The organism is Ruegeria sp. CK1, assembly GCF_056536545.1.
In genome coordinates this window covers 217334-244316 of record NZ_JBQFPX010000006.1, presented here as the reverse complement: position 1 = coordinate 244316, position 26983 = coordinate 217334, and the positions used below count along the sequence as shown (strand labels likewise).

The 26983-nt window shown below is 57.0% G+C and carries 29 protein-coding genes; 22 read left to right on the top strand and 7 right to left on the bottom strand.

Annotated elements, in window-relative coordinates; all coding sequences use genetic code 11:
- The first annotated feature begins 39 nt into the window (after positions 1–39).
- From ACR0L3_RS15460 to uvrC, 7 genes are all read left to right on the top strand, one after another.
- Positions 40–969, top strand: coding sequence for an ABC transporter ATP-binding protein (locus ACR0L3_RS15460; RefSeq protein ID WP_480746657.1), 930 nt, complete (start codon positions 40–42; stop codon positions 967–969).
- Positions 966–1727: an ABC transporter permease gene (locus ACR0L3_RS15455; protein WP_480746656.1), complete on the top strand. Its 762-nt coding sequence runs from the start codon at positions 966–968 to the stop codon at positions 1725–1727. Before ACR0L3_RS15460 ends, ACR0L3_RS15455 begins: the two co-directional genes overlap by 4 nt.
- Positions 1728–1841: 114 nt before the next feature.
- Positions 1842–2639 carry a S49 family peptidase gene (locus tag ACR0L3_RS15450; protein WP_480746655.1) on the top strand — a complete coding sequence of 266 codons (798 nt, stop codon included), beginning with the start codon at positions 1842–1844 and terminating at the stop codon, positions 2637–2639.
- A gap of 1 nt (position 2640) precedes the next feature.
- Positions 2641–2811, top strand: coding sequence for a hypothetical protein (locus ACR0L3_RS15445; RefSeq protein WP_480746654.1), 171 nt, complete (start codon positions 2641–2643; stop codon positions 2809–2811).
- Entirely contained in the window at positions 2808–3770 is a 963-nt protein-coding gene (locus tag ACR0L3_RS15440) for a calcium/sodium antiporter (protein WP_480746653.1), read from the top strand. Before ACR0L3_RS15445 ends, ACR0L3_RS15440 begins: the two co-directional genes overlap by 4 nt.
- Positions 3771–3791: 21 nt before the next feature.
- Positions 3792–4571: an SDR family oxidoreductase gene (locus ACR0L3_RS15435; protein WP_480746652.1), complete on the top strand. Its 780-nt coding sequence runs from the start codon at positions 3792–3794 to the stop codon at positions 4569–4571.
- A gap of 290 nt (positions 4572–4861) precedes the next feature.
- Entirely contained in the window at positions 4862–6736 is a 1875-nt protein-coding gene (gene uvrC / locus ACR0L3_RS15430) for an excinuclease ABC subunit UvrC (RefSeq protein ID WP_480746651.1), read from the top strand.
- On the opposite strand, the gene ACR0L3_RS15425 is transcribed toward uvrC, so the two are convergent.
- Entirely contained in the window at positions 6733–7617 is an 885-nt protein-coding gene (locus tag ACR0L3_RS15425; RefSeq protein ID WP_480746649.1) for a DMT family transporter, read from the bottom strand. The genes uvrC and ACR0L3_RS15425 overlap by 4 nt on opposite strands.
- A gap of 183 nt (positions 7618–7800) precedes the next feature.
- On the opposite strand from ACR0L3_RS15425, the gene pgsA reads away from it, so the two are divergent.
- The 3 genes from pgsA to ACR0L3_RS15410 are packed head-to-tail and all read left to right on the top strand — an operon-like array spanning position 7801 to position 9162.
- The gene (gene pgsA / locus ACR0L3_RS15420; RefSeq protein WP_480746694.1) at positions 7801–8469 is read left to right on the top strand and encodes a CDP-diacylglycerol--glycerol-3-phosphate 3-phosphatidyltransferase; all 669 of its coding nucleotides are present in this window, start codon (positions 7801–7803) and stop codon (positions 8467–8469) included.
- A 3-nt stretch (positions 8470–8472) separates the two neighbouring features.
- Entirely contained in the window at positions 8473–8718 is a 246-nt protein-coding gene (moaD, locus tag ACR0L3_RS15415) for a molybdopterin converting factor subunit 1 (RefSeq protein WP_480746648.1), read from the top strand.
- Entirely contained in the window at positions 8719–9162 is a 444-nt protein-coding gene (locus ACR0L3_RS15410; protein ID WP_480746647.1) for a molybdenum cofactor biosynthesis protein MoaE, read from the top strand.
- A 50-nt stretch (positions 9163–9212) separates the two neighbouring features.
- Here ACR0L3_RS15410 and ACR0L3_RS15405 read toward each other — a convergent pair whose 3' ends face one another.
- The 4 genes from ACR0L3_RS15405 to ubiA form a co-directional block, all read right to left on the bottom strand.
- Positions 9213–9743: a hypothetical protein gene (locus ACR0L3_RS15405; protein WP_480746645.1), complete on the bottom strand. Its 531-nt coding sequence runs from the start codon at positions 9741–9743 to the stop codon at positions 9213–9215.
- Between the two features lie 175 nt (positions 9744–9918).
- Complete coding sequence (locus tag ACR0L3_RS15400) at positions 9919–10239, bottom strand: hypothetical protein (protein ID WP_475207887.1); 321 nt, start codon at positions 10237–10239, stop codon at positions 9919–9921.
- Position 10240: 1 nt separating this feature from the next.
- Entirely contained in the window at positions 10241–12157 is a 1917-nt protein-coding gene (locus ACR0L3_RS15395; protein WP_480746644.1) for an OmpA family protein, read from the bottom strand.
- A 64-nt stretch (positions 12158–12221) separates the two neighbouring features.
- Complete coding sequence (gene ubiA, locus ACR0L3_RS15390) at positions 12222–13184, bottom strand: 4-hydroxybenzoate octaprenyltransferase (protein ID WP_480746643.1); 963 nt, start codon at positions 13182–13184, stop codon at positions 12222–12224.
- Between the two features lie 12 nt (positions 13185–13196).
- Here ubiA and ACR0L3_RS15385 point away from each other — a divergent pair, with 12 nt between their 5' ends.
- The 9 genes from ACR0L3_RS15385 to pheT all read left to right on the top strand — a co-directional run bounded on the left by ACR0L3_RS15385 (position 13197) and on the right by pheT (position 22844).
- Positions 13197–13922 (top strand): 16S rRNA (uracil(1498)-N(3))-methyltransferase, encoded by a 726-nt coding sequence (locus ACR0L3_RS15385; RefSeq protein ID WP_480746642.1) that lies wholly within the window; start codon positions 13197–13199, stop codon positions 13920–13922.
- Positions 13919–14728 carry a hypothetical protein gene (locus ACR0L3_RS15380; RefSeq protein WP_480746641.1) on the top strand — a complete coding sequence of 270 codons (810 nt, stop codon included), beginning with the start codon at positions 13919–13921 and terminating at the stop codon, positions 14726–14728. Before ACR0L3_RS15385 ends, ACR0L3_RS15380 begins: the two co-directional genes overlap by 4 nt.
- Entirely contained in the window at positions 14725–15252 is a 528-nt protein-coding gene (locus tag ACR0L3_RS15375; RefSeq protein WP_480746640.1) for a hypothetical protein, read from the top strand. The genes ACR0L3_RS15380 and ACR0L3_RS15375 overlap by 4 nt, the downstream gene beginning before the upstream one ends.
- A gap of 65 nt (positions 15253–15317) precedes the next feature.
- On the top strand, positions 15318–16688 hold the full coding sequence (locus ACR0L3_RS15370; protein WP_480746639.1) for a glutamate--cysteine ligase: 1371 nt from the start codon (positions 15318–15320) through the stop codon (positions 16686–16688).
- A 105-nt stretch (positions 16689–16793) separates the two neighbouring features.
- The gene (locus ACR0L3_RS15365; RefSeq protein WP_480746638.1) at positions 16794–17861 is read left to right on the top strand and encodes a Hint domain-containing protein; all 1068 of its coding nucleotides are present in this window, start codon (positions 16794–16796) and stop codon (positions 17859–17861) included.
- 78 nt (positions 17862–17939) lie between these two features.
- Positions 17940–19013, top strand: coding sequence for a phenylalanine--tRNA ligase subunit alpha (gene pheS / locus ACR0L3_RS15360; protein ID WP_480746637.1), 1074 nt, complete (start codon positions 17940–17942; stop codon positions 19011–19013).
- On the top strand, positions 19014–19331 hold the full coding sequence (locus ACR0L3_RS15355) for a hypothetical protein (protein WP_480746636.1): 318 nt from the start codon (positions 19014–19016) through the stop codon (positions 19329–19331).
- A 231-nt stretch (positions 19332–19562) separates the two neighbouring features.
- The gene (locus ACR0L3_RS15350) at positions 19563–20369 is read left to right on the top strand and encodes a CE1 family esterase (protein ID WP_480746635.1); all 807 of its coding nucleotides are present in this window, start codon (positions 19563–19565) and stop codon (positions 20367–20369) included.
- 78 nt (positions 20370–20447) lie between these two features.
- Entirely contained in the window at positions 20448–22844 is a 2397-nt protein-coding gene (gene pheT, locus ACR0L3_RS15345) for a phenylalanine--tRNA ligase subunit beta (RefSeq protein WP_480746634.1), read from the top strand.
- 44 nt (positions 22845–22888) lie between these two features.
- Here pheT and ACR0L3_RS15340 read toward each other — a convergent pair whose 3' ends face one another.
- Complete coding sequence (locus ACR0L3_RS15340; protein WP_480746633.1) at positions 22889–23773, bottom strand: LysR family transcriptional regulator; 885 nt, start codon at positions 23771–23773, stop codon at positions 22889–22891.
- Between the two features lie 84 nt (positions 23774–23857).
- Between ACR0L3_RS15340 and ACR0L3_RS15335 the strand changes: the two genes are divergently transcribed.
- A complete protein-coding gene (locus ACR0L3_RS15335) occupies positions 23858–24493 on the top strand; it encodes a class I SAM-dependent methyltransferase (RefSeq protein ID WP_480746632.1) in 636 nt (211 codons plus the stop codon).
- An 85-nt stretch (positions 24494–24578) separates the two neighbouring features.
- Positions 24579–25028: a YtoQ family protein gene (locus ACR0L3_RS15330; RefSeq protein ID WP_480746631.1), complete on the top strand. Its 450-nt coding sequence runs from the start codon at positions 24579–24581 to the stop codon at positions 25026–25028.
- 62 nt (positions 25029–25090) lie between these two features.
- Here the strand turns inward: ACR0L3_RS15330 and ACR0L3_RS15325 are convergent, their stop codons facing one another.
- Entirely contained in the window at positions 25091–25789 is a 699-nt protein-coding gene (locus ACR0L3_RS15325; protein ID WP_480746630.1) for a glutathione S-transferase family protein, read from the bottom strand.
- 260 nt (positions 25790–26049) lie between these two features.
- Here ACR0L3_RS15325 and ACR0L3_RS15320 point away from each other — a divergent pair, with 260 nt between their 5' ends.
- Entirely contained in the window at positions 26050–26811 is a 762-nt protein-coding gene (locus ACR0L3_RS15320) for a mechanosensitive ion channel family protein (protein ID WP_480746692.1), read from the top strand.
- The last annotated feature ends 172 nt before the right edge of the window (positions 26812–26983 follow it).

Below are 26983 nucleotides of genomic sequence, written 5' to 3'. Positions count from 1 at the left end.
TTGAGCGGGGTAGGGTCGCCGCCAGAACGAGGAACTTGCATGACGACCATTCTTTCGATCAAGGAACTGCGCAAATCTTATGCTGATGGGTTTGAGGCGCTCAAGGGCGTATCTCTGGATATCGAGCAAGGCGAGATTTTGGCGCTGCTTGGTCCGAACGGCGCGGGCAAGACGACGCTGATCTCGACTATTTGTGGTATCACCACGCCGACCTCGGGTTCAGTGTCTGTGGGCGGCCACGACATTCAGAGCGACTTTCGCGCTGCTCGCAGAATGATAGGGCTGGTGCCGCAAGAGATTGCGCTGGAGCCGTTTGAAAAGGTCTGGAACACAGTACGTTTGTCGCGTGGGTTGTTTGGTTTGGGCCGTAACGATGCGCGAATTGAAGAAATCCTGCGCAAACTGTCATTGTGGGATAAACGCAAGAACGCGATCAGGGAATTGTCCGGCGGCATGAAACGCCGGGTGCTGATCGCCAAAGCCTTGGCGCATGAGCCGCAGGTGCTGTTTCTGGATGAACCCACGGCCGGTGTGGATGTCGAACTGCGCAAGGATATGTGGGAGATAGTGGCCGAGCTGAAACAGGCAGACGTCACCATCATCCTTACCACCCACTATATCGAAGAGGCCGAGGCCATTGCCGACCGTGTTGGTGTCATCGACAAGGGCGAGTTGCTGCTGGTGCAGGACAAAGAAACTTTGATGGCGCAGATGGGAAAGAAGCAGCTTGAGGTGATGCTGACCGAACCAATTCAAGCTATTCCGGCAAGCCTGGCCGTGCATAACCTGGCATTGAACGGAAATGGCGATGCGTTGGTTTATACCTATGACACGCATGCCGACCGCACCGGGATCACCACTTTGCTGAACGATGTGGCGCAAGCCGGTTTGGTGTTGCGCGATGTGCAGACGCGGCAATCCAGCCTTGAGGAAATTTTTGTCAACCTTGTGTCCGGAGAGCCTGCATGAACTGGTCCGCCATTGCCGCAATCTATCGCTTTGAAATGGCACGGTTCTTCCGCACTCTGGCGCAGAGTTTTCTATCGCCTGTCCTGTCGACCTCATTGTATTTCGTGGTTTTTGGCACCGCCATCGGCAGCCGAATTCAAGAGGTTGAGGGCGTCTCCTATGGCGCATTCATCGTGCCGGGTTTGATTATGTTGTCGGTGGTCACGCTGGCGATTTCAAACGCCTCGTTTGGCATATACTTCCCCAAATTCCTTGGCACGATCTACGAACTACTCTCGGCGCCAGTGAATTTCATCGAAATCGTTATCGGTTACGTGGGCGCTGCTGCGACAAAGTCGTTGTTTGTGGGGTTGGTTATCCTTGTAACGGCGACCTTCTTTGTAGAGTTGCGCATTGAGCATCCCCTTGCCATGGCGGCGTTTTTGATCCTGACCTGTCTCAGCTTTTCCTTGCTGGGCTTCATAATTGGCATCTGGGCCAGCAATTTTGAACAGATGTCGCTGGTGCCACAGCTTGTTGTAACGCCGCTGATCTTTTTGGGTGGAACATTCTATTCCATTTCGATGCTGCCGCCACTTTGGCAGACGATCACACTCTTTAACCCAGTAGTCTATTTGATTTCGGGTTTCCGCTGGTCATTTTATGGGCTTGCAGATGTGCCAATCGGGTTCAGCTTGCTGGCCATTTTGGCCTTTACGGGCCTATGTCTGGGCATCATCTGGTGGATCTTCAAAACAGGCTGGCGTATTCGTAGCTAAGCCGCAGGTGGGCGTTGCATTTTTGCCCACTGCCCTTAGGAAATGTGTTCCTATTGCATCTATCGACAAAGCGGTCCCTTGTTTACCGCTTGGGTGCACTCTACATCGGCACCCATGAAACTCAGCCTGCCGTTTCTCAAAAAACAACCTTGCGTGGCCGTTGTGCGCCTGTCCGGAGCCATCGGAATGGCCGGTCGTGGGTCGATGTCAGACACTGCACTGGCCCCCGTTCTGGAGAAAGCCTTTCGCAAGGGTAAACCCGCCGCCGTCGCGCTTGAGCTCAACTCGCCCGGCGGATCGCCCGTACAAAGCTCGCTGATCGGGGCGCGTATACGGCGATTGTCCGAAGAGCTTGAGGTCCCCGTTATTGCCTTTGTCGAGGATGTAGCCGCCTCGGGTGGCTACTGGCTGGCAGCGGCAGCTGATGAAATATATGCTGACGACAGTTCCGTTCTAGGGTCGATCGGGGTGATTTCTGCGGGCTTTGGTGCGCATGTTTTACTGAAGCGGCAGGGCATCGAACGGCGTATACATACTGCCGGTGAATCGAAGTCCATGCTCGATCCGTTTTCGCCAGAAAAGAAAGAGGATGTCGCACGGCTGGAAGGCTTGCTGGCCGATATCCACCAGAATTTTATCGAGCACGTCAAATCTCGCCGTTCCGGGAAATTGGACGAAAGTCAGGACCTGTTCACCGGAGAAATCTGGCTGGCTCGGCGCGCGCAAGAGTTGGGTCTGATCGACGGCATCGCACATCTAAAACCCAAAATGCAGGAACGGTTCGGCGACAAGGTCAAGTTCCGCCGCTATGGGCTGCGCAAGCCTTTGTGGTCGCGGTTCGGCGCGTCGCTGGCGCAGGACGCCATCACTGGGCTTGAGGAGCGCGCAGCCTACGCGCGTTTCGGTTTGTGACGTGATCATCAAGATTGTCACCCTGTTCCTGATTGCCATGGGCGTATTGGCGATGTTCGGCAAGCTGCGCTTTCCGGGGCAGAAGCGGTTGCAATCCGCTCGCTGTAAGCGATGCGGACGGTTCAAGATCGGTAAAGGCCCCTGCGCCTGCGAAAAAGGAGGCCGTTCATGACGGCATGGCTGTTATCCGGCCTTGGATTGCTGATCCTACTGCTGGCGGGTGATGCGCTAGTACGAGGCGCGGTGAACCTGAGCTTGCGCATGGGTGTCCCGGCCTTGATTGTCAGCCTGACAATTGTGGCATTTGGCACGTCAGCCCCTGAGCTTTTGATCGCGATCAGTGCGATTAAGGAAAATGCGCCGGGTATCGCGTTGGGTAACGTTGTCGGCTCGAATACCGCAAATATTCTGCTTGTACTGGGTCTTCCGGCTTTGCTGGCGACATTGCACACCAGCGAATGTGACAGCCGCAGAAACTATGTTTTCATGCTGTTGGCTTCGGTTCTGTTCATCGGGTTGGCCTTTTGCGGCGTGTTCAACTTGCTTAGCGGTGCAATCCTGCTGACGGCGCTGGCGCTGGTGCTGTGGAATGCCTTCCGCGAAGCACATGCCCACCGTAAGGCTTGCGGTGCGGCTTGCGCAGATGATGACGAACTTGACGGCTTGGAAGAAGCTGACCCGAATATGCCCTACTGGAAGATTTCGATCTATCTGGTGCTGGGTTTGATCGGCCTACCGATGGGTGCGCATCTGCTCGTTGAATATGCGACCGTGATTGCCCTGACTTATGGAGTAAGCGAAACGGTTATCGGCCTGACATTGGTCGCTGTCGGAACGTCTTTACCGGAGCTGGCGACGACAGTGATGGCAGCCCTGCGCAGGCAAGCCGATGTGGCGTTGGGCAACGTAATTGGCTCGAACATGTTTAACCTGCTCGCCATCGTGGGAATCGCAACGTTGGTTGGCCCCATTCCCGTAGACCCCGAGTTCTTGCAGTTCGATCTTTGGGTCATGCTGGGCGCATCACTGCTGCTGATCCCCTTCGTGTTTTTCAAGCAAGATATCACCCGCGTCTGGGGTATTGTGTTGACAGTTCTGTATGCGGTCTATGTCGTCGTATTGCTGGCGTAAATTGACTGAGAGGACTTAACCATGACCCGAGCCTTAGTGACCGGTGCTGGAATTCGCCTCGGTCAGGCTATGGCGTTGTATCTGGCTCGGCGCGGGTATGATGTAGCGGTGCATTACGCCAGCTCGGAACAACCCGCTTTAGAGACCGTGGCCGAGATTCAGGCCCTGGGACGCAAGGCCGTTGCCTTGCAGGCTGACCTGCTAGACGAGGCTCAGGTGAGTGCGCTGTTGCCCCGCGCGGTTGAGGCGCTGGGTGGGCCTGTCACCTGTTTGGTAAATAACGCTTCAATATTTGAATACGATAATGTCCACACGGCCACGCGGCAAAGCTGGGATCGGCATATGGACAGCAACTTGCGCGCTCCCTTCGTGTTGACGCAGTCAATGGCTGAACAAGGGCTTGCGCCAGACACGGACGAAGCCGGTGAACCTATCGCCACCGGACTGATCGTCAACATGGTAGACATGCGCGTACGCAAACTGACGCCCGAGTTTATGTCCTACACTATTGCAAAAATGGGTCTGTGGGCATTGACGCGCACTGCGGCTCAGGCGCTTACACCAGCGATCCGCGTCAATGCTATCGGACCGGGACCAACGATGCAGGGCCACCGCCAAAGCGAAGAGCACTTCAAAAAGCAGCGTGCCAACACGGTTCTGGAACGTGGGGCGAACCCCTCGGATATCACCGCAGCACTTGGATACTTTTTGGATGCCCATGCGGTAACGGGACAGCTTCTGTGCGTGGACGGAGGACAGCATCTTGGCTGGCAAACGCCGGACGTTCTGGGCGTAGAATAGGTAAATTTGGTGCAAGTTTTGCACCGGTCCCATTTCCGTTACCTGCGCGTTACAAAAATGTCTTTTTTTTCATACACTTGCCATGTGTACGATTTTATTTTGTTTTAAATCAATATCTTAAGTAAGTGCCTATTTTTTATGCAAATCAAGGAATCCTTAATGAAACAAGGGAATTTAGCCATACGCGGAAACTTATCTGCATACTTATCCACAGATTCCGTGGATTTGTTTTCTCTTGATCTATGGGCTTCAAGATTGCAGCCATAGTCAGAGAATCATATCTCAGGCCCATGACCTTCCAAGACGACCAAATTCCGGATACTCCGACTACTGGCTATGCCTGCATACAGAGCTATGTGAAGACGCTGGATAGTTCGCCCGGCGTGTATCGAATGCTGGATGCGGATAGTCGTGTTCTCTACGTCGGTAAGGCGCGGAACCTAAAGGCGCGTGTGTCGAACTATACGCGTCCCGGCCATTCGGGGCGGATCGAAAGGATGATCGCCTCAACTGCCTCGATGATGTTCCTGACCACGCGGACCGAAACCGAGGCGCTACTGCTCGAGCAGAACCTGATCAAGCAGCTCAAACCCAAATACAATGTACTGCTGCGAGACGATAAGAGCTTTCCGAACATTCTGGTCGCCAAGGATCATGCGTTCCCGCAGATCAAGAAACACCGCGGGGCCAAAAAGGAAAAAGGTGCGTATTTCGGCCCGTTCGCCAGCGCGGGTGCGGTGAACCGAACTCTGAACCAACTGCAAAAAGCATTCCTGTTGCGCAACTGCTCGGATTCCATGTTCGACAGCCGGACGCGGCCTTGTCTGCTGTATCAGATCAAACGCTGTTCGGGTCCTTGTGTCGGATTGATCTCGGAAGAGGATTACCGCGAGAGCGTCAAGGATGCTGAACGCTTTCTGTCTGGTCGTTCAACCAAGGTGCAAGAGGAGTTGGCCGAGCAGATGATGGCCGCTTCCGAGGCGATGGAGTTCGAACGTGCCGCCGGGTTGCGTGATCGTATCCGGGCGCTGACGCAGGTGCAGACATCACAGGGCATCAACCCGCGCGGCGTGACCGAGGCGGATGTGATTGGCCTCTATATGGACAGCGGGCAGGCCTGTGTTCAGGTGTTCTTTATCCGTGCCAACCAGAATTGGGGGAACAAGGATTTCTACCCTCGGGTCGGGGCCGACGTGTCACCCGCCGAGGTGATGGAGGCCTTCCTGGGCCAGTTTTACGACAATAAAGAACCGCCCCGGCAATTGATCCTGTCAGACGGGATTGAAAACGCTGACCTGATGCAAGACGCATTGACCGAAAAGGCGGGTCGCAAGGTCGAAATCCTTGTGCCACAGCGCGGTGAGAAACAGGAACTGGTGGCGGGCGCTCTGCGTAATGCGCGCGAGTCACTGGCCCGACGCATGTCGGAAAGCGCAACGCAGGCCAAGCTGTTGCGGGGCGTCGCTGAGGCATTTGACCTCGATGCGCCGCCAGGTCGGATCGAAGTTTACGACAACTCGCACATTCAAGGGACCAACGCCGTGGGCGGCATGATCGTGGCCGGTCCCGAAGGTTTTATGAAAAACGCCTATCGCAAGTTCAACATTCGGGGCGATGACCTGACTCCGGGTGATGACTTTGGAATGATGAAAGAGGTTCTGACCCGTCGTTTCACACGTCTGCAAAAGGAAGACCCAGATCGCGAAAAAGGGATGTGGCCCGACCTTCTGCTAATCGACGGTGGGGCCGGCCAGGTTAGCGCTGTGCAAGAGATCATGGTCGAGCATGGTGTCGAGGACATCCCGATGGTGGGCGTCGCCAAGGGTGTTGACCGAGACCACGGCAAGGAAGAGTTCCACCGCATCGGCCAACGCCCGTTTGCCCTAAAACGCAACGACCCGGTTTTGTATTTCATTCAGCGCCTGCGGGATGAGGCGCACCGGTTCGCCATCGGCACTCATCGTGCAAAACGAGCGAAAGCAGTGGGTGCGACGCCGCTGGACGAAATCCCCGGCGTTGGGGCTGCACGCAAACGAGCGTTATTGGCACATTTCGGTAGTGCCAAGGCTGTGAGCCGTGCCAATCTGGCCGACCTTAAGGCGGTCGATGGCGTGTCAGCTGGGTTGGCGCAGAAGGTCTACGACTTCTTCCACGACAAGGGTTAAGCGTGGCGCCCGCGCCATAAAATATACAGCCCCGAGGCCACAATCAACGCGCTGCCTATCCACATTGTTTGGTCAAGCCGCTCGCCAAACATTACCACGCCCAGGCCAACACCGAAGAGCAGGCGTGAGTAACGGAAGGGTGTTACGGCTGAAACCTCCCCTGTCCGCATCGCTTTCATCAAAGATGCGTAAGCGGCGGTGCCCATCAGGACGGCCCCGCCCACATACAAGCTGGTGTTCAGGTCCAGCGGGGCCATCGGCACGCCTTCCCAAAACCGATAGGCAAGACCAGCGACCACGATGCTGAGAAAACCGTAAAACCCCAACACTTCAGTCCCCAGTGTTGCTGGCGCGGCTCGGCTGGCCAGATCGCGCCCGGCGAACCCCAGCATGCCCAGCACGGCCAAGATCGATAAGGCCGAGAAGCTGCTGCCGGTGGGTTGAATAATGACCATCACACCGATCAGACCAACCAGAATGGCGCTCCAACGGCGCCAACCGACGGTTTCGCCAAAGAACAAAGCTGCACCCGCGACCACGACCAGTGGGGTTGCTTGCAGGATCACCGTGGCAGCGGATAAGGGTGTTAGCGTGATTGCCAACACATAGAAAAGTCGCCCGAGGATTTCGAACAGCGCACGCACCTTCATGGGGCGCGACAGCACGTCAGGCTGAAACAACCGCGTTCCTCGAACCAAAGCGACAACCGCTAAAATCAGCGATCCTCCCAAGCCTAACAGCAGTAGGGTCTGCCAGATCGGCAGGGTCGCGGACGCGCCTTTCAGCAGTGCATCCTCTAGCGCGAAAAGGGCCATTGCGGCGATCATCCACGCGCTACCGATCAAGTTCGATCGGGGGTCAGTTTGAATGTGCTGTGTCATTGTTCTGCTGCTATGGAGTCGGGCGCCAATCTGAACGCAAAGCGCCCCTACGCCAAGGGGTAATCTGGCTTGGAATTCTGGCTGGCGGCCCTTTGGCCAACGGCAGTGCAACTGCCTGTGATCGGGACAGTTTTTTCGATGGCCGCCTTTTATGTCAGCAACTGCCGATGTAATGTCCAAACCATGAAGTGGAACCTGCCCAATATCCTGACCGTGCTACGACTTCTTGCAGCCCCCGGTTTGGCCGTAATGTTTTTGTATTTCACCCGACCCTATGCGGATTGGTTCGCTTTAATCTTGTTCTTGACGGCTGCCATCACTGACTGGTTTGACGGCTATCTTGCGCGGGCTTGGCAACAGGAAACCAAGATCGGCGCGATGATGGACCCGATTGCGGACAAAGCAATGGTAGTGATTGCGCTGATGATCCTTGTGGGGTACTCAAACGAAAACTGGACCCCGTGGCTGGTGTTGCCCGCGACAGTGATCCTGTTCCGCGAGGTGTTCGTTTCGGGTCTGCGAGAGTATTTGGGCGATGTGGCCGGGACGCTGAAAGTAACGAAACTGGCCAAGTGGAAAACCACTGCGCAAATGGTGGCCATCGCTGTGTTGTTTTCGCAGGGTATCTTCGAGCATTATTTCGTCATGGGCTCCTACGGGATGGACCCTGAAACGATTGATCAAGTGTTGAGTGGTCAGATCGAGGATCTGGCCCATCTGCGCTGGCATCTGGAAGGGATGTTCTGGTCCGGTCGTCTCGGGTTGTGGCTGTTGTGGATCGCCGCGACGCTGACATTGATCACCGGCTATGACTACCTACGTAAAGCCATGCCCCATCTGAAGGAGAGCTAAGGGATGGATGTCCTGTATTTTGCCTGGGTGCGTGAACGGATCGGCCTACCGAAAGAGAAGATCGAAACCGACGCTGCTACGGTGTCCGATCTTGTCGCTGAACTCTGTGCTCGCGAGGCCCGTTACGCTGCGGCTTTTGAGGATATTTCTGCGCTGAGGGTCGCGTTGGATCAGGAGTTATCGGACTTCGACGCCTCATTGGCCGGAGTTCGGGAGGTGGCGTTCTTTCCACCGATGACCGGTGGCTAAATGCGTATCTCGGTTCAGGAAGAAGAGTTCGATCTGGGCGCCGAAGCCAATGCATTTGCTGCTGGAAACGACGCTAATGGCGCCATTGTGACCTTTACCGGCGTCGTACGCGATCTGGCCTCGGGCGATCTGGACGTGATGGAGATCGAGCACTATCCCGGCATGACCGAACGCGCCTTGACCAAGATTGCGGAAGAAGCGCTGCAGCGTTGGTCTTTGGGCGACGTGTTGGTCATACACCGCCACGGGCGTCTGGCTCCGGGGGATCGGATTATGATGGTCGCTACCGCTGCGCGACACCGCAAGGATGCCTTCGAGGCGGCAGAGTATCTGATGGACTACCTGAAATCCCGCGCGCCATTCTGGAAGAAAGAGATAACCTCGGGCGGTTCCGAATGGGTCGCTGCCAAAGACGAAGATGAAGACGCGCTGAACCGTTGGTAATAACAGGCTCCGGCACCCGTTTGTCGGGTACCGGGCTTGGGCAAGTCGCTTCAGCTGCTCTGTTCTGAGTTGCAGGTTCGCGCGGCTTCGATAGCTTTAAGGGTGCCATCAAGATTTACCGTAAAGCCGGTTTCTTTTTCCGGGAATACGGTCATCTCATACTTCTTCATGACGTCTTCGACGAATTGTGGGTTATTCGCCAAAATATAGCCACCAGTGTACCCGTCCGCGAGGTGCTTAGTTTTCTTCCGCGCCTCGGCTGAGTAAACGTTGCCATCCAGTGACAAGATGATCTCTTCCTTTTTGCCTTTTAGGCCGATGTCGTTTTGGGTGAAGACACCGAGATAGCCCATTTCGTGATCTTTGGTCAGGCCCATTTGAACGACGTTGTTGTTTGCGTCGACACGTTCGATCAGGCAGGAACCACGTGTATCATCCACATAGATGGTCCAGCCGGATTCTTCACCCCATTTTGTAAAGGTGTCATTCTCTGACGGGATCACATCGCTTGAGGCGACTGCGGCGGTCATACTAAACAGGCCAAGGATTGCAGCGGTCTTCAAAGTTGTTAGGAAATTCATAGTACACTCCAATTTTCTGGATAGTGGACATTGCTGTGTACAGGCAAAAATACACCAATTCAGAATATTGAATTTGTTTGAGAATTGAAGAATTTAGATTCCTACCGGCTAAATCTTGCCGATCCAACCTGACTCCTAGCCAAACAAGTTGGGTACGGAAATTGGTTTTACGGAATCAATCCGCGTTGTTGATGCGTCCGCGCAGTTCTTCGGCCTCTTGCCGGGCTGCGCGTAGGCCGTCCATGGCAGCGGCCAGTTCGGCTTCGGCCTGGGTCAGCTGATTGGTCAGTTCCGCCTCGCGCTGTTGCAAGTAGGTGATTGCCTGATCGCGGGTCTCTTCGGCTTCGTGAAGTTCTTGGCTCATGCGGTCCAGATCGGCCACGTCGCTTTGGCGAACACGGGACAAGCGGTGAGCCAGCCAATTGGCGAACCAGCCCATGCAGAAAGCCGCAAATAAGATGACGGCGGTGGCGATGATGAATTCGATTCGGTTCAACTTACTGGTCCTCTGCATCCGCGTCTGAGGCGGTATTGTCCGTCGAATCGGCCTTGATCGTCTCGGCTTCGATCGCGTCCAACCCGGTCTCCGGGTTCTCGATTGTCTCGGGCCGGATCAGGCGGAATTCGATGCGGCGATTCTCTTCGCGGCCTTCTTCGGTGTCATTGTCGGCGATGGGCTGTGTCTCACCATAACCCACGGCGGTATAACTGGCAGTTGGCACGCGGCGTCCACGCAGCTCGTTCAGGATTGACTGCGCTCGTGCTTGGCTGAGCTGCTGGTTCATCTCTTCGCGGCCTTGGCTGTCTGTGTGGCCCTGAATCTCAAGTCGGATTGGGCCGCACTCACGCAAGATGTCGGCGATCTGGTTCACCGTATCACGCGAGTCGCTGGCGACCGTGGCCGAGCCCGGTTCAAAGGCAATCTTTGTACCAGCCTGAACCTCGGCAATGCGTTCTTCGCAGATTTCAGGATCGGGAAGTTGATCGGCGGGTTCTGGTGGTTCCTGGTAAGTGATGGACAGGGTGAATTCCTGGGCGTCACCCAACTTTTCGGACAGTAGCCCCGCGATTTCAGCTTTGGTGTTGGGGTCGTGGCTGACACCGTTCAGGATCAAATCACCGGGTGTGACAGTCAGGGCTCCGTTATGCAGCTGCGCCAGTGCCTCAAGCCCTGTTAGAACACGCACAGGCCAGTCCATCGGCAGCCCGTCGGGTGCGATGCGTGTTGCTGTGTAAACCTGTTCTGACCCGAATGCCGCGCGGGCGTAGCTGTCGACCATGTCACGCTGCGTGTCGTCCCCCAATCGCCCGCGAACCTGCACCAACCCTTCGGGGCTGCGTGTTGCGGTGAATTCGGGCGGGCCGGCCTCGGCTTCGGATTCCGGAGGCGGAAGGATGGCGTGCAGCGCAAAGACCGAGGGCAATGCGTTTTCAAGCTCGCCCACGACCCGGTCAAATGATCCGGCGTCGATACCTTGTGCCGCGACTATTGTGATATCCGCGTCCGACATTGTAACTGACCCGCCACCAAGTTCCGCCAATGCACGAATGCTTTGCGTCGCAGCCTCGGTCCAGCGGGGGGAAGGTACGCCCAATCCAATAGTGCAACTGTAGGGGCCCGTCAGGCCGGCCTCCTGCGCGGCGGCAACAATTGCTGCGCGGGCCTGTTCATCCTGCGCCGAACAGGCGTCGAATTGACCGCCGTTTTCGTCAATCAGAAAACGTAGGGTAAACGGGGTGATCACCGGACGCGGGGCGGAAATCGACAGGCCAATCCGCAAGCTGGGCGGCGCGGCGCGGGCGAGGTCCTGTTCCAGCCGCTCCTTTTCCTGCTGACTATCGGCGATAGCCGTAATCTTGACCAACCCGGGACTTGCGGAAATTTTGGCGCGTGGCAGACGGTTAAGGGCTTCTAGGGCGTAACTAACCGCGTCATCCCAACCCTTGGGTTTGGGGTAGTCAGCGGTTTCCAGCAAATCCGAGACGCGGCCGCCGCTGCCCAGATTACTCAAGCGATCAATCAGCTCTTCGCGGTCTTCGCCAGCCGGAATCAGCCCTATCACCGAGATGCCGCTGTCGTTCCTCAGAATCTCAGCAGAAAAACGGGGCGCGGCCAGTTCGGTTGTCGGCGCCACCTGCATCTCGTCGATCACCCGTGAGGTATCTACTTCAGTGCCGGCGGCGGTCAGAGCGTTGAAACGGGTTGCCTCGTCTGTTGCGGTGCCGGTGAGGACGACGCGCAAACCGTCCGAATGTACCTCGGCCCAGTCATGCCCTTTCAGGTCCAGCGCGCGACGCACGGCAAATTCGGATGTCTCTTCAACCTTTTTTACCGCAAAACTGGCGGTCAACAGGCACAAGCCCGCAGACACGAGAAAGACAAGGGCAACGGCAAAGAAATAGGGCAAACGCATGTGCGGTTTATCGACTCCTCAAGCGATGGTTCGGACTCTTACAGAGCCCCGCGCCAAGGTGCAATCAGAGCAGCAGAGCGACGCAGAGGAAGATCAGCGGAATCAGGCCAGTGTCCCGGTTTGCTCGGAACAATTGCAGTAGCTTTGCGTTGTCTTCGGTGTCCAGTCCACGCAGTTGCCATGTCATGTGCCAGCCCATTGCCCATGGTCCGGACAGCGCGACAACCAATGCCAATATTGATGCCTGCGTTGTCATTGCGTCGATTATGGCAAGTCCCATCAGGAAGACCGTGGCCACGAGAAAATACTTCAACCAACGTGCGGTATCGGTGCCAAACAGCCGTGCTGTGGACTTGATTCCGATCAACTCATCGTCTTCAGCATCTTGATGGGCATAGATCGTGTCATAGAACAGGGTCCACGCGATGCCAGCCAAATACAGTATGATCGCGGGAACACCGACCGTTCCGGTATGTGCTGCCCATGTCAGCAGTATACCCCAGTTGAAAGCCAACCCCAGAAACACCTGCGGCCACCACGTAAAGCGTTTGGCGTAAGGGTAGATTGTCACCGGCAACAAAGACAACACACCCATCGCGATGGCGGCCTGGTTGAAGGTCAGTAGAATTCCCAGCGCCAGCAGACACTGAATCCCCATCCAGACAACGGCCTGCTTTACACTGACTTGACCAGACGGAATCGGGCGTGAACGTGTACGCTCTACTTGTCCGTCGAACTCTCGATCCGTGATGTCGTTCCACGTGCAGCCCGCGCCGCGCATCAAGAAGGCGCCAATGGCGCAGCCGATGGCGATCCACAAATCCTCCCATCTTGGATTGCCGTCACTGAGAATCGCCAGCACCAGACCCCACCAGCAGGGAATCAGCAAAAGCCAAGTGCCGATCGGCCGATCCGCACGACTGAGCCTTAGATAGGGCCGGGCGAAAGCAGGTGCATGTGTGTCGACCCAGTTGCCACTGACCGCATCGGCGACCTGACCGTCTGGTGTTGGGGCGTTGCCTTGCATATGTAACGTCTCATGAGTGCAAAGATCAGACTGTATGTAGAGCACCCTCTGGGTCCGGGGCAATCGATAGATTTGACGCGCGAGCAGGCGCATTACCTGTTCGGCGTTATGCGTCTGGCTGTTGGTGGCCGCGTCGCCCTGTTTAATGGGCGGGACGGAGAATGGCTGGCCGAGGTGGCCGAAGCGGGCAAACGCGGCGGCGTTCTGACCTGTGTCGAGCAGACCAAACCACTGCAATTGCCGCCCGATCTGTGGTTTTTGTTCGCACCGATCAAAAAGGCACGCACGGATTTTATCGTTGAAAAGGCGGCGGAAATGGGAGCGGCACGGATCGTGCCGGTGCAGACCGAATTCACCAACTCCGAACGCATCCGTCAGGACCGGTTACAGGCTCATGCCGTTGAGGCTGCTGAACAATGTGGTGGAACATTCGTGCCCGAAGTTGCCGACCTTCAGCGGCTCGACCGGGTGTTGGACGGTTGGCCTAAGGATCGTCAATTGATGTTTTGCAATGAGGCCGAAGTCGGCTCGGCCTTACGTCTGGCGGCCAATGAAAAAGGCCAGCCCTGGGCTGTTCTTATTGGCCCAGAGGGAGGCTTTTCGGATCGTGAGCGCGCGCGTCTGACCGCGTTGCCTTATGCCCATGTGGTCAGTTTAGGCCCGCGTATCCTGCGCGCCGACACGGCCGCTGTGGCTGCGCTAACCATGTGGCAGCAGGCGCTGGGGGATTGGGCGTGACACCGCCTCCCCGCTTGCATGTGTTGACAAGCCCTGTCTCGGATCGCGCGGTTGTGTTGCGCAGGGGGCCTACGCATCAGGTTGCGGCGTTATTGTGGGACCGCGGGCGCGAAACGATCAAGATGGGTCAGTGGCTTAACGCGCGTATCCATGAATATCGTTGCGACTTGTCACCATCAGGGGATCATCTGGTGTATTTCGCCTGTCGGGGTGGACGCTGCTGGACTGCTTTGTCCAAGGCGCCGTGGTTTACGGCGATCGCATACTGGCCACAATCCGACAGCTGGATGGGCGGAGGCGCTTTTACAGCCGACGGAAAGCTCTGGCTGAATGGGGCGTCTGCGCCTGAAAACCTGCCGGACGGATTAAAAGCCGCCGATGTGGGGGCTTTCCCGCATTCTACTGACGGTTTTCACATGGGCGATCTGGTTGTCTCGAGTCTCAAGGCGCGCGGTTGGTACCTGGTCGGCGGTGAAAGTCATCAGGTGGACCTGAGGCTCGATCTGTCGCCTGAATTCAGTCTGAGTCAGACCTTCGTGTTGGCGCGGAAGAACCGCGCTCTGATCTCTAGCCGCTATGCGATCCTTTCTTCGGGCGGTCAAAAGGTGATGGAATGCGAGGCATGGGAGTGGGCTGATCGTTGGGGGGATGAGTTGCAATGGGCCGAAAGCGGCGCGCTTTGGCAGGCAGGTTTCGGTGATACTGGCGGGCTTGAAAACCGTCGGTTGATACACGACTTCTCGTCCATGCAGTTCGAGACCATCAAAGCACCATACCCAGGTGTTTCCACAGGAGAGCCGTTATGAGTTTCATTCGACCAGAAGCCAAACTGATCCTGTGGCGCTGGCGCGAGGTGCTGGCGGCCGGCCTTGTCCTGCTGGTGGGCCTCAGTTGGGTCGGCGGTCCAGGCGGATTGCTGGGCTGGCTGGGGTGGGTGTTGGTACTTGTCTCAGCGGCCCTCGCCGTCATCGGCGTTCAACGTGCCCGGTTCCGCACAGGTGCAGGTGGCCCCGGCGTTGTTTCAATCGATGAAGGACAAATCACTTATCTGGGCCCGCTGGATGGTGGCATGGTTGCAACCCGTGAGATTGAGCGACTGGCGCTGGACCCGACGTCATCGCCTGCGCATTGGGTGCTTGAGCAACCGGGCCAGCCGGTGCTTCACATTCCTGTGAATGCAGAAGGGGCCGAGGCTTTATTTGATGTTTTTTCAGCTTTGCCAGGGTTGAAAACTGAACAAATGCTCGCAGAATTAAACGGCAGCGCGACCCATCCGGTGGTGATCTGGGAACGCACGTCCTCGCGCCCTGCGCATCTCAGGCTGCATTGACACTGGCGCGGTTTGCCCTCACGACTGGCCAACTAGACAGACACATCAGGATCGGAGCGCGATTCATGTCCATCCCTCAGTCCGGCGGCGGACCGATCGAACGCCATGAGCAGCTGGCCGAATATTTGGAATCGGGCTGTAAGCCCAAGCAGGATTGGCGCATTGGGACCGAGCACGAGAAATTCGGTTATTGCAAAGACACCCTGAAGCCGTTGCCGTTTGAAGGCGAACGCTCGATTGTGGCCGTCCTCGAAGGATTGCGCGACCGGCACGGCTGGGCCGAAGTGCGTGAAGGCGACAAACTCATAGGTTTGGAAAAGGACGGCGCCAATGTCAGCCTTGAGCCCGGTGGCGCGCTGGAACTGTCGGGTGCCCCGCTCGAGACGATTCACGAAACCTGCGATGAGGTGAATACTCACCTGCGCGAGGTGAAGGACATCGCTGATGAGATCGGTGTGGGCTTCATCGGTCTGGGCGCGGCCCCGATCTGGACACATGATGAGATGCCGCTGATGCCCAAGGGCCGTTATCGGCTGATGAACGACTATATGGAAGAGGTCGGCACCATGGGTCGCGCCATGATGCGGCGCACCTGTACGGTTCAGGTCAATATCGACTTCGGGTCTGAGGCCGACATGGTGCAGAAACTGCGTGTGGCACTGGCGCTGCAGCCTGTGGCGACGGCACTGTTCGCCAATTCTCCGTTCTTCGAGGGCAAGGTGAACGGCCAGAAAAGCTGGCGCAGCTATATCTGGCGGCATCTGGACGACGCGCGCACCGGGATGCTGCCGTTCGTGTTCGAAGAGGGCTTTGGGTTCGAGCGCTACGTGCAATACGCGCTCGATGTGCCCATGTATTTCGTCTATCGCGACGGTGAATACATCAACGCGCTGGGCATGTCGTTCCGCGACTTCTTGCAAGGCAAGCTGCCTGCGCTTCCGGGCGAAACGCCCACTTTGTCCGATTGGGCCGATCACCTGACTACCGCCTTCCCCGAAGCGCGGATCAAGAAATTCATGGAGATGCGTGGTGCCGACGGCGGCCCGTGGCGGCGCCTGTGCGCGCTGCCCGCCTTTTGGGTTGGGCTGACCTACGATCAAGGCGCGTTGGATGCGGCTTGGGATCTGGTCAAGGGCTGGGACGCCGAAACGCGCGAAGCGCTTCGGGTCGAGGCCGCAAAGGATGGGCTGCAAGCACAAGTCGGCAAGATAAACATGCATGAGCTTGCGCGCGAAGTGGTCGCGATCTCTGAGGCTGGTCTGAAATCCCGCGCCTTCCCCGGTGCCGGTGGTCTGGTGCCCGATGAGACGCATTTCTTGAACGCCCTCAAAGACAGCATCGAGACCGGCAAGGTCCCGGCGGATGAGTTGCTGGATCACTACAATGGCGACTGGAATGGTGATCTGACGCGCGTGTTCCCGGAATACAGTTACTGACATTCCTTCAACACATTAAGATAGAATTTGCCAAACCCTGCGTCTTGGGTTGAAAGCTTCTCTGGCAACAGGATACCAGTGGGCACATTCCTGGTGGACTGATCTATGGCACGTATCAGCGAATTGCACTATTCCAATGCCTACGCGGCAAGCTCGGGTGAAGCCGAGTTTCTGGAAGTCGCTTTGCGCTCAGATGAACTGCCCGAGAATTTTACGGTATCGTTCTATCAATCCAACGGTCAGGTCGGGATTGAGATTTCGTTGGATGACCCGGGCGTTCAAGTCACAATTGACCCGGATAATAACGAAAAAGTCTATGTGATTTCCGCGGACAACTTTCCGATCCAACTGACTGATCCAGATGGTGCGGGCTCGACCAATTACGAAGCCTATGCGCTGACCAATACCGACACGGGTGAGGTCATTGATTTCTACGATATCGGTGGCGGCACTCAGAATATCGAGGCGCAAAATGGTCTGGCAGCGGGGGCAACTTCGGTCAACCTGCCGGTTCTTGTGGTACCCAACCAGACCACAACATCCTTACAGTTCAACCAGCCCGACCCTGATACGCTGGTCTACGACTCGGTTGATCCAGGCGACTCTGGGGCGGCCTGTTTTACGGCCGGAACGCTGGTGGACACCCAAGATGGGCCTCGGCTGATCGAAACGCTGCAACCGGGTGATATGGTAATCACACTCGACCATGGTGCGCAGCCAGTGCGCTGGATCGGGCGGTGTTCGGTACCCGGACAGGGGCGCTTTGCCCCAATCCGGATCTGCGCCGGTGCTCTGGGGGCCAAGGCCGATGTTGTGGTTTCTCCTCAGCATCGCGTGCTGATTTCTGGTTGGCAGGCGGAATTGATGTTCGGTGAAGATGAGGTTCTGGTGCCCGCCAAATCACTGGTCAACGGAACGACCGTGACCGAAGCGCCATGCGAGATAGTCACTTATGTCCATCTGATGTTTGATCAGCACCAATTGGTCACCACCGCTGGATTGATCTCGGAAAGCTTTTTTCCGGGTCTGGAAGGCCTAGCCGGGCTTTCGTCCGACACGGCTGAGGAACTGTTCGCGCTTTTCCCCGAATTACGCAGTGCCCCCGACACCTACGGCTCTGCTGTCCGCCCCGTTCGTCAGGGTAAAACCGCGACACTGTTGCGCTCCGCCTGACGCGGGCCCTCTTGCTTTCGCGGACTGCTGTGATAGCAGAGCCTGAATAGAATTCAGGGACCACGGTCAGGAAGCGTCATGGACGATCTTAAGGCAAAATATCTCGGTCAGATCGCCGAAGCGGGCGACGAAAACGTGCTTGAGGCGATCCGCGTCGCTGCCGTGGGAAAAAAGGGCGAGGTCGCGCTGAAGATGCGTGAGTTGGGCAAAATGACGCCCGAGGAACGTCAGGTTGCCGGCCCCGCGCTGAACGCTCTGAAGGATGAGATCAACTCGGCGCTTTCGGCGAAAAAGGCGGCTTTGGCCGATGCCGCACTGGATGAGCGTCTGCGCACCGAATGGTTGGACGTCACCCTGCCGACTCGCGCGCGCCGTCAGGGCTCGATCCACCCGATCAGTCAAGCTACCGAGGAACTGACCGCGATCTTTGCCGAACTGGGATTTTCTGTGGCCGAAGGGCCGCGGATCGAGGACGATTGGTACAACTTTGACGCCCTGAACATCCCCGGCCACCACCCGGCGCGGGCCGAGATGGACACGTTCTACATGCACCGCGCCGAAGGCGACAATCGCCCGCCGCACGTACTGCGCACGCACACGTCTCCGGTGCAGATCCGTTCTATGGAGAAACAGGGCGCACCGATCCGCGTGATCTGTCCGGGCGGTGTGTATCGCGCCGACTATGACCAGACCCACACGCCGATGTTCCATCAGGTCGAAGGTCTGGCCATCGACAAGGGCATCTCGATGGCGAACCTGAAATGGGTTCTGGAAGAGTTCGTGAAGGCGTTTTTCGAGGTCGACGACGTCGAACTGCGCTTCCGCGCCTCGCACTTCCCCTTCACCGAACCTTCGGCCGAGGTCGATATCCGCTGTTCCTGGGATAACGGCCAGCTGAAGATCGGCGAGGGCGACGACTGGCTGGAGATTCTGGGCTCGGGCATGGTTCACCCCAAGGTGATCGCCGCCGGTGGGATTGACCCCGAGGTCTATCAGGGCTTTGCCTTTGGGATCGGCATCGACCGTCTGGCGATGCTGAAATACGGCATTCCTGACCTGCGGGCGTTCTTCGATTCCGACCTGCGCTGGCTGCGCCATTACGGGTTTGCAGCGCTGGATATGCCGAACCTGCACGGTGGTTTGAGTAGGTAGATGTACCCGCTGGGTGTATTTCTGGCGCGCTCTTTTAATTGGTGGAATTGTAGAGTAGCCAAGGTTCCATTTCTGTGGCTGGTCGGGCTAGTTGTTTCGATAGGCGTTCTTCAGATTCTGGTAGAGCGTTTGTTTGGATCGTCATTTGCTTGGGTTTTGCTGATCGCGGTTATCGCTGTCACTCCGGGAGTGTGGGCGGCGTTATTGGCGACACGTAACGGGTTTCTAAAGAAAGTGAATCCGCGGAAAGAGGTGGAAGACCAAGAAGCGATGGCCAAGAAGGTCATTGATGAATTCGCGAAAAAGCAGTCGAAATAGTGGCGCGGAGCAAAGGCCGATAGGCCGCCGCGCCATCGCCAGACCGCCCGCACGGGTTGGCGATTTGTCTCTGCAGGCACTCCGTTTGAACGACACGTGAATTTTGCCAGCATAAATTGCCCACCATTCCCCGAGGATCGCCATCCCGCGGTCTGGCGATAGCGCGGCTTGTCACAAACTCCCACGGGGTTGTGACGTGACAGCGGGCGCAGGCTCGTTAGGGTTCAACGGATGATTTACCGACTGCTCTACCTCTTCCTGCTAACCGCCTCCCCCGCTTTTGCAATGGGTCCGTGGAATACCGACTGCCACGGCGATACTGCCTGTCATGTCGGTGACCGCTCATACCATGTGTTGGAACCGGACGGGTGGGACGGTGAAACGCCTCTGCCGGTGTTGCTGCATTTCCACGGCTGGGCGCGGCAAGGGACTGTGGTGGTGAACCATCAGCGCATCGCAGGTGCGACCAAGCTGCGCGGCGTTCTGCTAGTGGCCCCAAACGGGCTAAGGAAGACATGGGATTTCTGGAGCTCGGACACGGGCGACGTGCCATTTGCCAACCGGGTTCTCGAAGACGTCGCCAAGCGCTATCCCATTGATGATGAACGCATCTATGTCTCGGGCTATTCCTACGGCGGCGCGATGGCGTGGCGTTATGTCTGCCAGTCGGGTAACAGCACAGCTGCGCTGCTGGCCGTTGCGGGTTCGATCCGGCAGACCGAGGATTGTCCGCAGTCTCCTCGTGAGGCGCGCCATGTGCACGGGCTGGACGATACGGTGATGGATTTTCCCTTTGGGCCCGGCGGGGATACGACCTATCCGGTGGCGCTGTGGCGTGAGAAATTCGATTGCAACGGTGCGACCCAGCGCGGGGATTGGAGCGTTGAACCGTTCCTGACCCTTACCCGCGTGGAATGGACCGACTGCACGCAGGGGCAAGTGGTTCTGGACACCCATCCGGGCGGGCATTTCATCCCCCACGGTTGGATCGGGCGGCAGTTGGACGAGCTTTTAGGCCGCACCCCCACCTATCCGTGACGCGCAGCGCTTGCACCCCGGCGCAATCTTTGCCATTGCCTGTGCCGACTGGATGTTTGCCAAAAAAGGCCCCGTGCAATGAAATTCACTCTGTCCTGGCTGAAAGACCACCTCGACACCGATGCCTCGGTTGAGGAAATCGCCGAAGCGCTGACCGACCTTGGGCTCGAGGTCGAAGAGATCGTGAACCCGGCGGACCGGTTGAAGGACTTTACACTGGGCCATGTAAAACATGCCGAGAAACACCCCGACGCCGACAAGCTGCGCGTCTGCAAGGTGGACACGGATGAGGGTGAATTGCAGATCATCTGTGGTGCGCCCAACGCGCGCGAAGGTATTACCGTCGTGGTCTGCAAACCGGGCATGTACATCCCCGGTTTGGATCTTACGATCAGCGTCGGCAAGATTCGTGGCGTCGAAAGCTTTGGCATGATGGCATCCGAGCGCGAACTGGAGCTGTCGGACGAACACGACGGCATCATCGAGCTGCCTTCGGGTGAGGTCGGCGACAAGTTTGTAGACTGGCTGGCCGAGAATGAGCCTTCGAAGGTCGATCCCATGATCGAAATCGCAATCACTCCGAACCGTCCCGATGCGCTTGGCGTTGAGGGCATCGCGCGCGATCTAGCGGCACGTGGACTCGGGACACTGAAACAGCGCGACTACGTGCCTGTGCCGGGTGACTTCGATAGTCCGATCAAGGTGACCATTGACGAGGACACGCTGGACGGCTGCCCGCATTTCACCGGGCGTCTGATCAAGGGTGTCAGGAACGGCTCTAGCCCGCAATGGCTTCAGGATCAGCTAAAGGCAATTGGTCTGCGTCCAATCTCGGCTCTGGTAGATATCACCAACTACATGACCTTCGACCACAACCGCCCGCTGCACGTGTTCGATGCGGATAAGGTGCAGGGTAATCTGCGGGTGCACCGCGCGAAGGGTGGTGAAAAGCTGGTGGCGCTGGATGAGAAAGAATACACCCTGCAACCCGGTATGATGGTGATTTCGGACGACAAGGGTCCGGAATCCATCGCCGGTGTCATGGGGGGTGAGGAAACCGGCTGTACCGAGGAAACGGTGAATGTCTTCCTGGAAAGCGCGTTCTGGGATCATGTGCAGATCGCGCTGACGGGGCGTGCGCTGAAGATCAATTCGGACGCGCGCTATCGTTTTGAACGTGGCGTGGACCCGGAATACACGCTGGAAGGGTTGGAGCAGGCGACGCAGATGATTTTGGATATCTGCGGTGGCGAGGTCTCCAAGGTGGTTGAGGCTGGCAAAGCGCCGAACCACGCACGCGCTTATAAGCTGGATGCGGAACGTGTGCAGTCTCTGGTCGGAATGGACATTCCCGAAAGCGAGCAGCGCCAGACCCTGACCCGTCTGGGCTTCCGTCTGGAAGGTGAGATGGCGCATGTGCCTAGCTGGCGCCCCGACATCATGGGTGAGGCCGATCTGGTGGAAGAGGTCGCGCGGATTGCTTCGCTGACCAAACTGCAGGGCAAGCCGTTGCCGCGTGTGACGAATGGCATCCCGAAACCTGTGATGACCCCGACGCAACGCCGTCAGTCGATGGCACGGCGAACCTGTGCGGCGCTGGGGTACAATGAGTGCGTTTCCTACACCTTCATTGATCAGGCCTCTGCCGCTCTGTTCGGTGGCGGGGATGAAGCCACGCAGCTGGAAAACCCGATCTCGTCCGAAATGAGCCATATGCGCCCCGATCTGCTGCCTGGCCTGCTGCAAGCAGCGGCTCGTAATCAGGCGCGTGGATATGCAGACGTTGCCCTTTTCGAGGTTGGTCCTGTTTTCCATGACGGTGAACCCGGAGAGCAAACCACACAGATCACTGGTCTGCTGGTTGGTCGCAATGGACCGAAGGATGTGCACGGTGCGTCTCGTCCCGTTGACGTGTTTGACGTCAAAGCCGACGCCGAGGCCGTACTGGCCGCTATCGGCGCGCCAACCAAGGTGCAGATTCTGCGCGACGGTGATGCCTGGTGGCATCCGGGCCGTCATGGCAAAATTTGCCTGGGCCCGAAAAAGGTGTTGGGCGTCTTTGGTGAATTGCACCCGCGCATCCTGCAGGCGATGGATATCAAAGGACCGGCGATGGCGTTTACCATATGGCCGGACGAGGTGCCGTTGCCGCGTAAAACCGGTGCCACCCGCGCCGCGTTGGAACTGCGTGACCTGCAGGCGGTCGAGCGTGACTTTGCCTTTGTCGTTGATGAGGGTGTCGAGGCTCTGACGCTGGTGAATGCCGCAGCAGGGGCCGACAAAGCACTGATCGAGGATGTTCGCGTCTTTGACGAATTCATCGGTGGCAGCTTGGGTGAGGGCAAAAAGTCTTTAGCCATCACCGTGCGTCTGCAGCCAACGGATGCGACGTTGAAGGAAAAAGACATCGACGCGGTGGCCGAGAAGATCATTGCCAAAGTTACTAAGGCAACCGGCGGCGTTCTGCGCGGGTAACACATTCGTAGCTTGTAAGAGAAACGCGCCTTCGGGCGCGTTTTTTACTTCGACAGGAATTCGGCTAGCAGATCAAAGACCAACCGGATTCGGCGGCTAGTGTGCAATTCGCGATGGGTGGTTAGCCAGATCGGGAATGTAATGGCCTCCATCTCTGGCAGAATACGCTCCATGCCCGCGGTTGCGTCTCCGACCAATTGGGACATGGGTGCGATGCCAAAGCCTTGTCTGGCATATTCCCAAGACACAATCCCGTTCTGCGAGCCCAGTCGGAAATTGTCGTGTGTCAGGTCGAAGCCGAGCGGTTCCAGATAGGCGATCATCTTATCCGTATCACCAAAGCTGATGAAATCATGCTGTGACAAATCGCGTTTGGATTCAGGGCGTCCCATCCGGTTCAGATACTCGGTGGATGCATAGAAGTGTCCAGGCGCGTCCTGTATCAGTTTGGCGATCAGCTCGGGTTGATCCGGTCGAACGTGGCGGATCGCAATGTCTGCCTCGCGTCGCATCAAATCGCGGATGTCGTTCGATGCAATCACATCGATCCGAAGACGCGGCGCCTGCGTCCTGATCTGGCGCAACAGATCGGGCATGATATAGGCCGACATGATGTCACTGGCGGTTATTCGAACGCTTCCTTCGATCGATTGCGCCTGACCAGACGCTGTCAACGCAATGCGATTGGCAGCTTCTCCCATGATGCGAGTGTGCTCCAGAAGTTCGACACCGGCCTGTGTGATCTCAAGCGCGCGACCAATACGTTCGAATAGCAAAACACCCAAATCAGACTCGAGCGCAGCGATCTGGCGGCTTAAGGTCGGTTGGGTCAATCCCAATTGCCGCGCAGCCGCTGAAAGCGATCCGGTATCCGCCGTCGCCAGAAAGGCGCGCATATGGTTCCAGTCAAACCCGCCGATGGTGCTCATGCAAATATGTATAAGAGTTCTGCAATTATTCGCAATTCCTCTTCGATCTACGCATGAGTAGATAGGCGGCAAAGGAGATCGACCATGACGACCGCTGCAAAATTCTGGGACGGCGTTGCCGCAAAATACTCGCGCAGCCCAATCCGTGACATGGAATCATATAAGTACACACTGGGGCGGACCCAGTCCTATCTGTCCAAGCAGGACGAGGTTCTTGAGCTTGGCTGTGGGACGGGTTCAACGGCACTGCTGCTTGCATCGTCGGTAGAGCATATCACGGCCAGCGACTTTTCCGAAGCCATGCTGGAAATTGGCAGGGACAAAGCAAAGGTGGAAGGGGTTGAAAACATCTCGTTCCGGACGATTGATATTACCGTACCAAACGACGGGCAGACCTTTGACGCCATACTTGGTTTCAACCTGTTTCATCTTGTCCCTGATATTGAAGCGGTTTTTGCAGACATTAATAAGCGACTGGCACCCGGCGGTCTGTTCATCTCCAAAACACCCTGCCTCGCCGAGGGTGGTCTGGGATTGAAGTTTGGGTTGTTGAAACTCATGTTGCCGGTGATGCAGCTTGTTGGCAAAGCGCCCTTTGTCAATCTGTTCAACGTCGATACTTTTGAAACCGCCGTTGCAAGGGCCGGGTTCGACGTGATCGAAAGTGGGAGTTATCCGGCAAAACCACCGTCGCGCTATTTGGTGGCGCGAAAGAAATAGTAAACATCACCGGTTTCTTCGATTTCCGCATTGGGCTTTGCGTGATTGCGGCTTAAGTAGGCTCTGAACAATTGCGGAGGAAACCATGAGCCTGAACGTTTACCTTTCTGGCGAAATCCACACCGACTGGCGCGAACAGATCATCAATGGTTCGAAGGGACTGGATATCACTTTCAACAGTCCCGTCACCGATCACGATGCCAGCGATGATTGTGGCGTGGCCATTCTTGGGGCAGAGCCGAACAAGTACTGGCATGACCACAAGGGCGCGATGATCAATGCGATACGCACCCGTAAAGGCATCGCCGACGCCGATGTGGTCGTGGTTCGGTTTGGTGAGAAGTACAAACAGTGGAACGCTGCATTTGATGCGGGTTACGCCGCTGCGCTGGGCATCTCGCTGATCGTTTTGCACGGCCCTGATCACCAGCATGCGCTGAAAGAGGTCGATGCCGCTGCCTTGGCCGTTGCAGAAGAGCCGAGCCAAGTCGTCGAAGTGTTACGCTACGTGCTGACCGGCAAGCTTCCGGGCTAAGAAAACGAAAAGGGCTTGCGCCGGTACGGCCGCAAGCCCATTTTGCGAGGGTTGCTTGGCTATCAGTCCCGTGCGGGTGTCACCAACCCTTTTTGCACGGCGGGCCGCTCAAGAAAGCGGTCAAGATAGGCCACCACGTTGGCGTGATCGTCCCAGCCGACCAACTCCTTTGCTCCATAAAAGTCGAGCCCGCGCAGCCAAGGTGCGGTGGCGATGTCGGCAATGGAATAGTCTCCGGCGATCCAGTCTTGACCCTCAAGCTGTTGGTTTAGCACGTTGAGCAGGCGCTTGACTTCATTGACATAACGGTCTCGCGGGCGGGGGTCTTCGATCTCGCTGCCAGCGAATTTGTGGAAAAAGCCAAGTTGCCCGAACATCGGGCCGACACCGCCCATCTGAAACATTAGCCATTGGGTGACACGGTGCTTGTCGGTCTGTGTCTGACCGATGAACTTACCGCTCTTTTCAGCAAGGTACAGCAGGATCGCACCGCTTTCGAACAGACCAATCGGTTCTCCATCCGGGCCGTCGGGGTCGATGATCGCAGGAATTTTGTTGTTGGGGTTCAGCGAAAGGAACTCGGCGCTTTTTACATCCGCATCTGACAGGGTTACCTTGTGGGCTTCATACGGCAGACCGGTTTCTTCCAGCATGATCGACGCCTTTACACCATTCGGCGTGGGGAAAGAATAGAGCTGAATTCGATCCGGGAACTGAGCTGGCCAGCGGTTCATGATCGGGTGTGATTTGTTGTCCAGCATCTTAAGGCTCCTGTTTAGGCGTTCAGACATAAGTAGGTGTTGAGGGGGTGTCTTGAAAGCCCTGAAGCTGTGCGCAGCCTGTCAGTGCGTGTTTGTCAGTGAACAACGGGGAAATGCCAAGAAACTGAAACCTAGACCGAACAGGGATTTTGCCTCAATATTTAACAAACCCCGCGCGTACGGCGCGGGTTTCTTGTTGTTGAAAGGAGATGCATGTGGATGAGGTCGTAACACAGGTGGGCACTTTCGCCCCGCTGATTATGAGCGCGGTCAAGGCGTTGATCGTTCTTATAATTGGTTGGATCGTCGCCGGGGCCATCGGCAGCATGGTGCGTCGACGGATAAATTCGACCCCGCAAATTGACCCGACGCTGGGCAATTTTGTGGCAAGCCTTGTCAAGTGGGTTATCCTGGCAATGGTCTTGGTCGCCGTCCTTGGTATCTTTGGGATCGAGGCCACCAGTATCGTTGCCATCCTTGGTGCTGCGTCTCTGGCGATTGGCCTGGCGCTGCAGGGTACTCTGAGTGATCTGGCGGCAGGCGTCATGCTGGTGGTGTTCCGCCCCTATAAGCTGGGCCAATATGTGGATATTGGCGGCACGGCGGGGACGGTTAAAGACCTGAACCTATTCACGACCGAGCTGGTAACGCCGGACAACGTACAAATCATTGTACCTAACGGGCAGGCATGGGGCTCTGTCATCACCAACTACTCGGCCCATGATACACGCCGCGTCGATTTGGTGTTTGGTATCGACTATGGCGACAGCGCGGATGAGGCGATGAAGATCATTCTGGACGTTGCCAAGGCTGATGAACGTATTCACAACGATCCCGAACCTTGGGTGCGGGTGACCAATCTTGGCGACAGTTCGGTCGATCTGACGGCGCGCCTTTGGTGTAATGCTGCGGACTATTGGGATGTGAAATTCGAAGTCACGAAAGCTGTGAAAGAAGCGTTCGATGCCAAAGGTGTGTCGATTCCGTATCCGCATTCGGTGGAAATACACAAGCAGGCTTAAAATCTCCCGCCCGTCGAACGGGCGTTGAAATGCCCTCCTCCGGTTGGGCCCGGCGCCGCGCTAAACGCGCGGCGCCGTTTCATTTGTTGGACCGTCGGGTCAAAGATCGACCGCTCCGCACCGCAGGGGCGGCGCCCGGCCCAACGTTGTAAACGCCCTCGTCAGAGGGCGC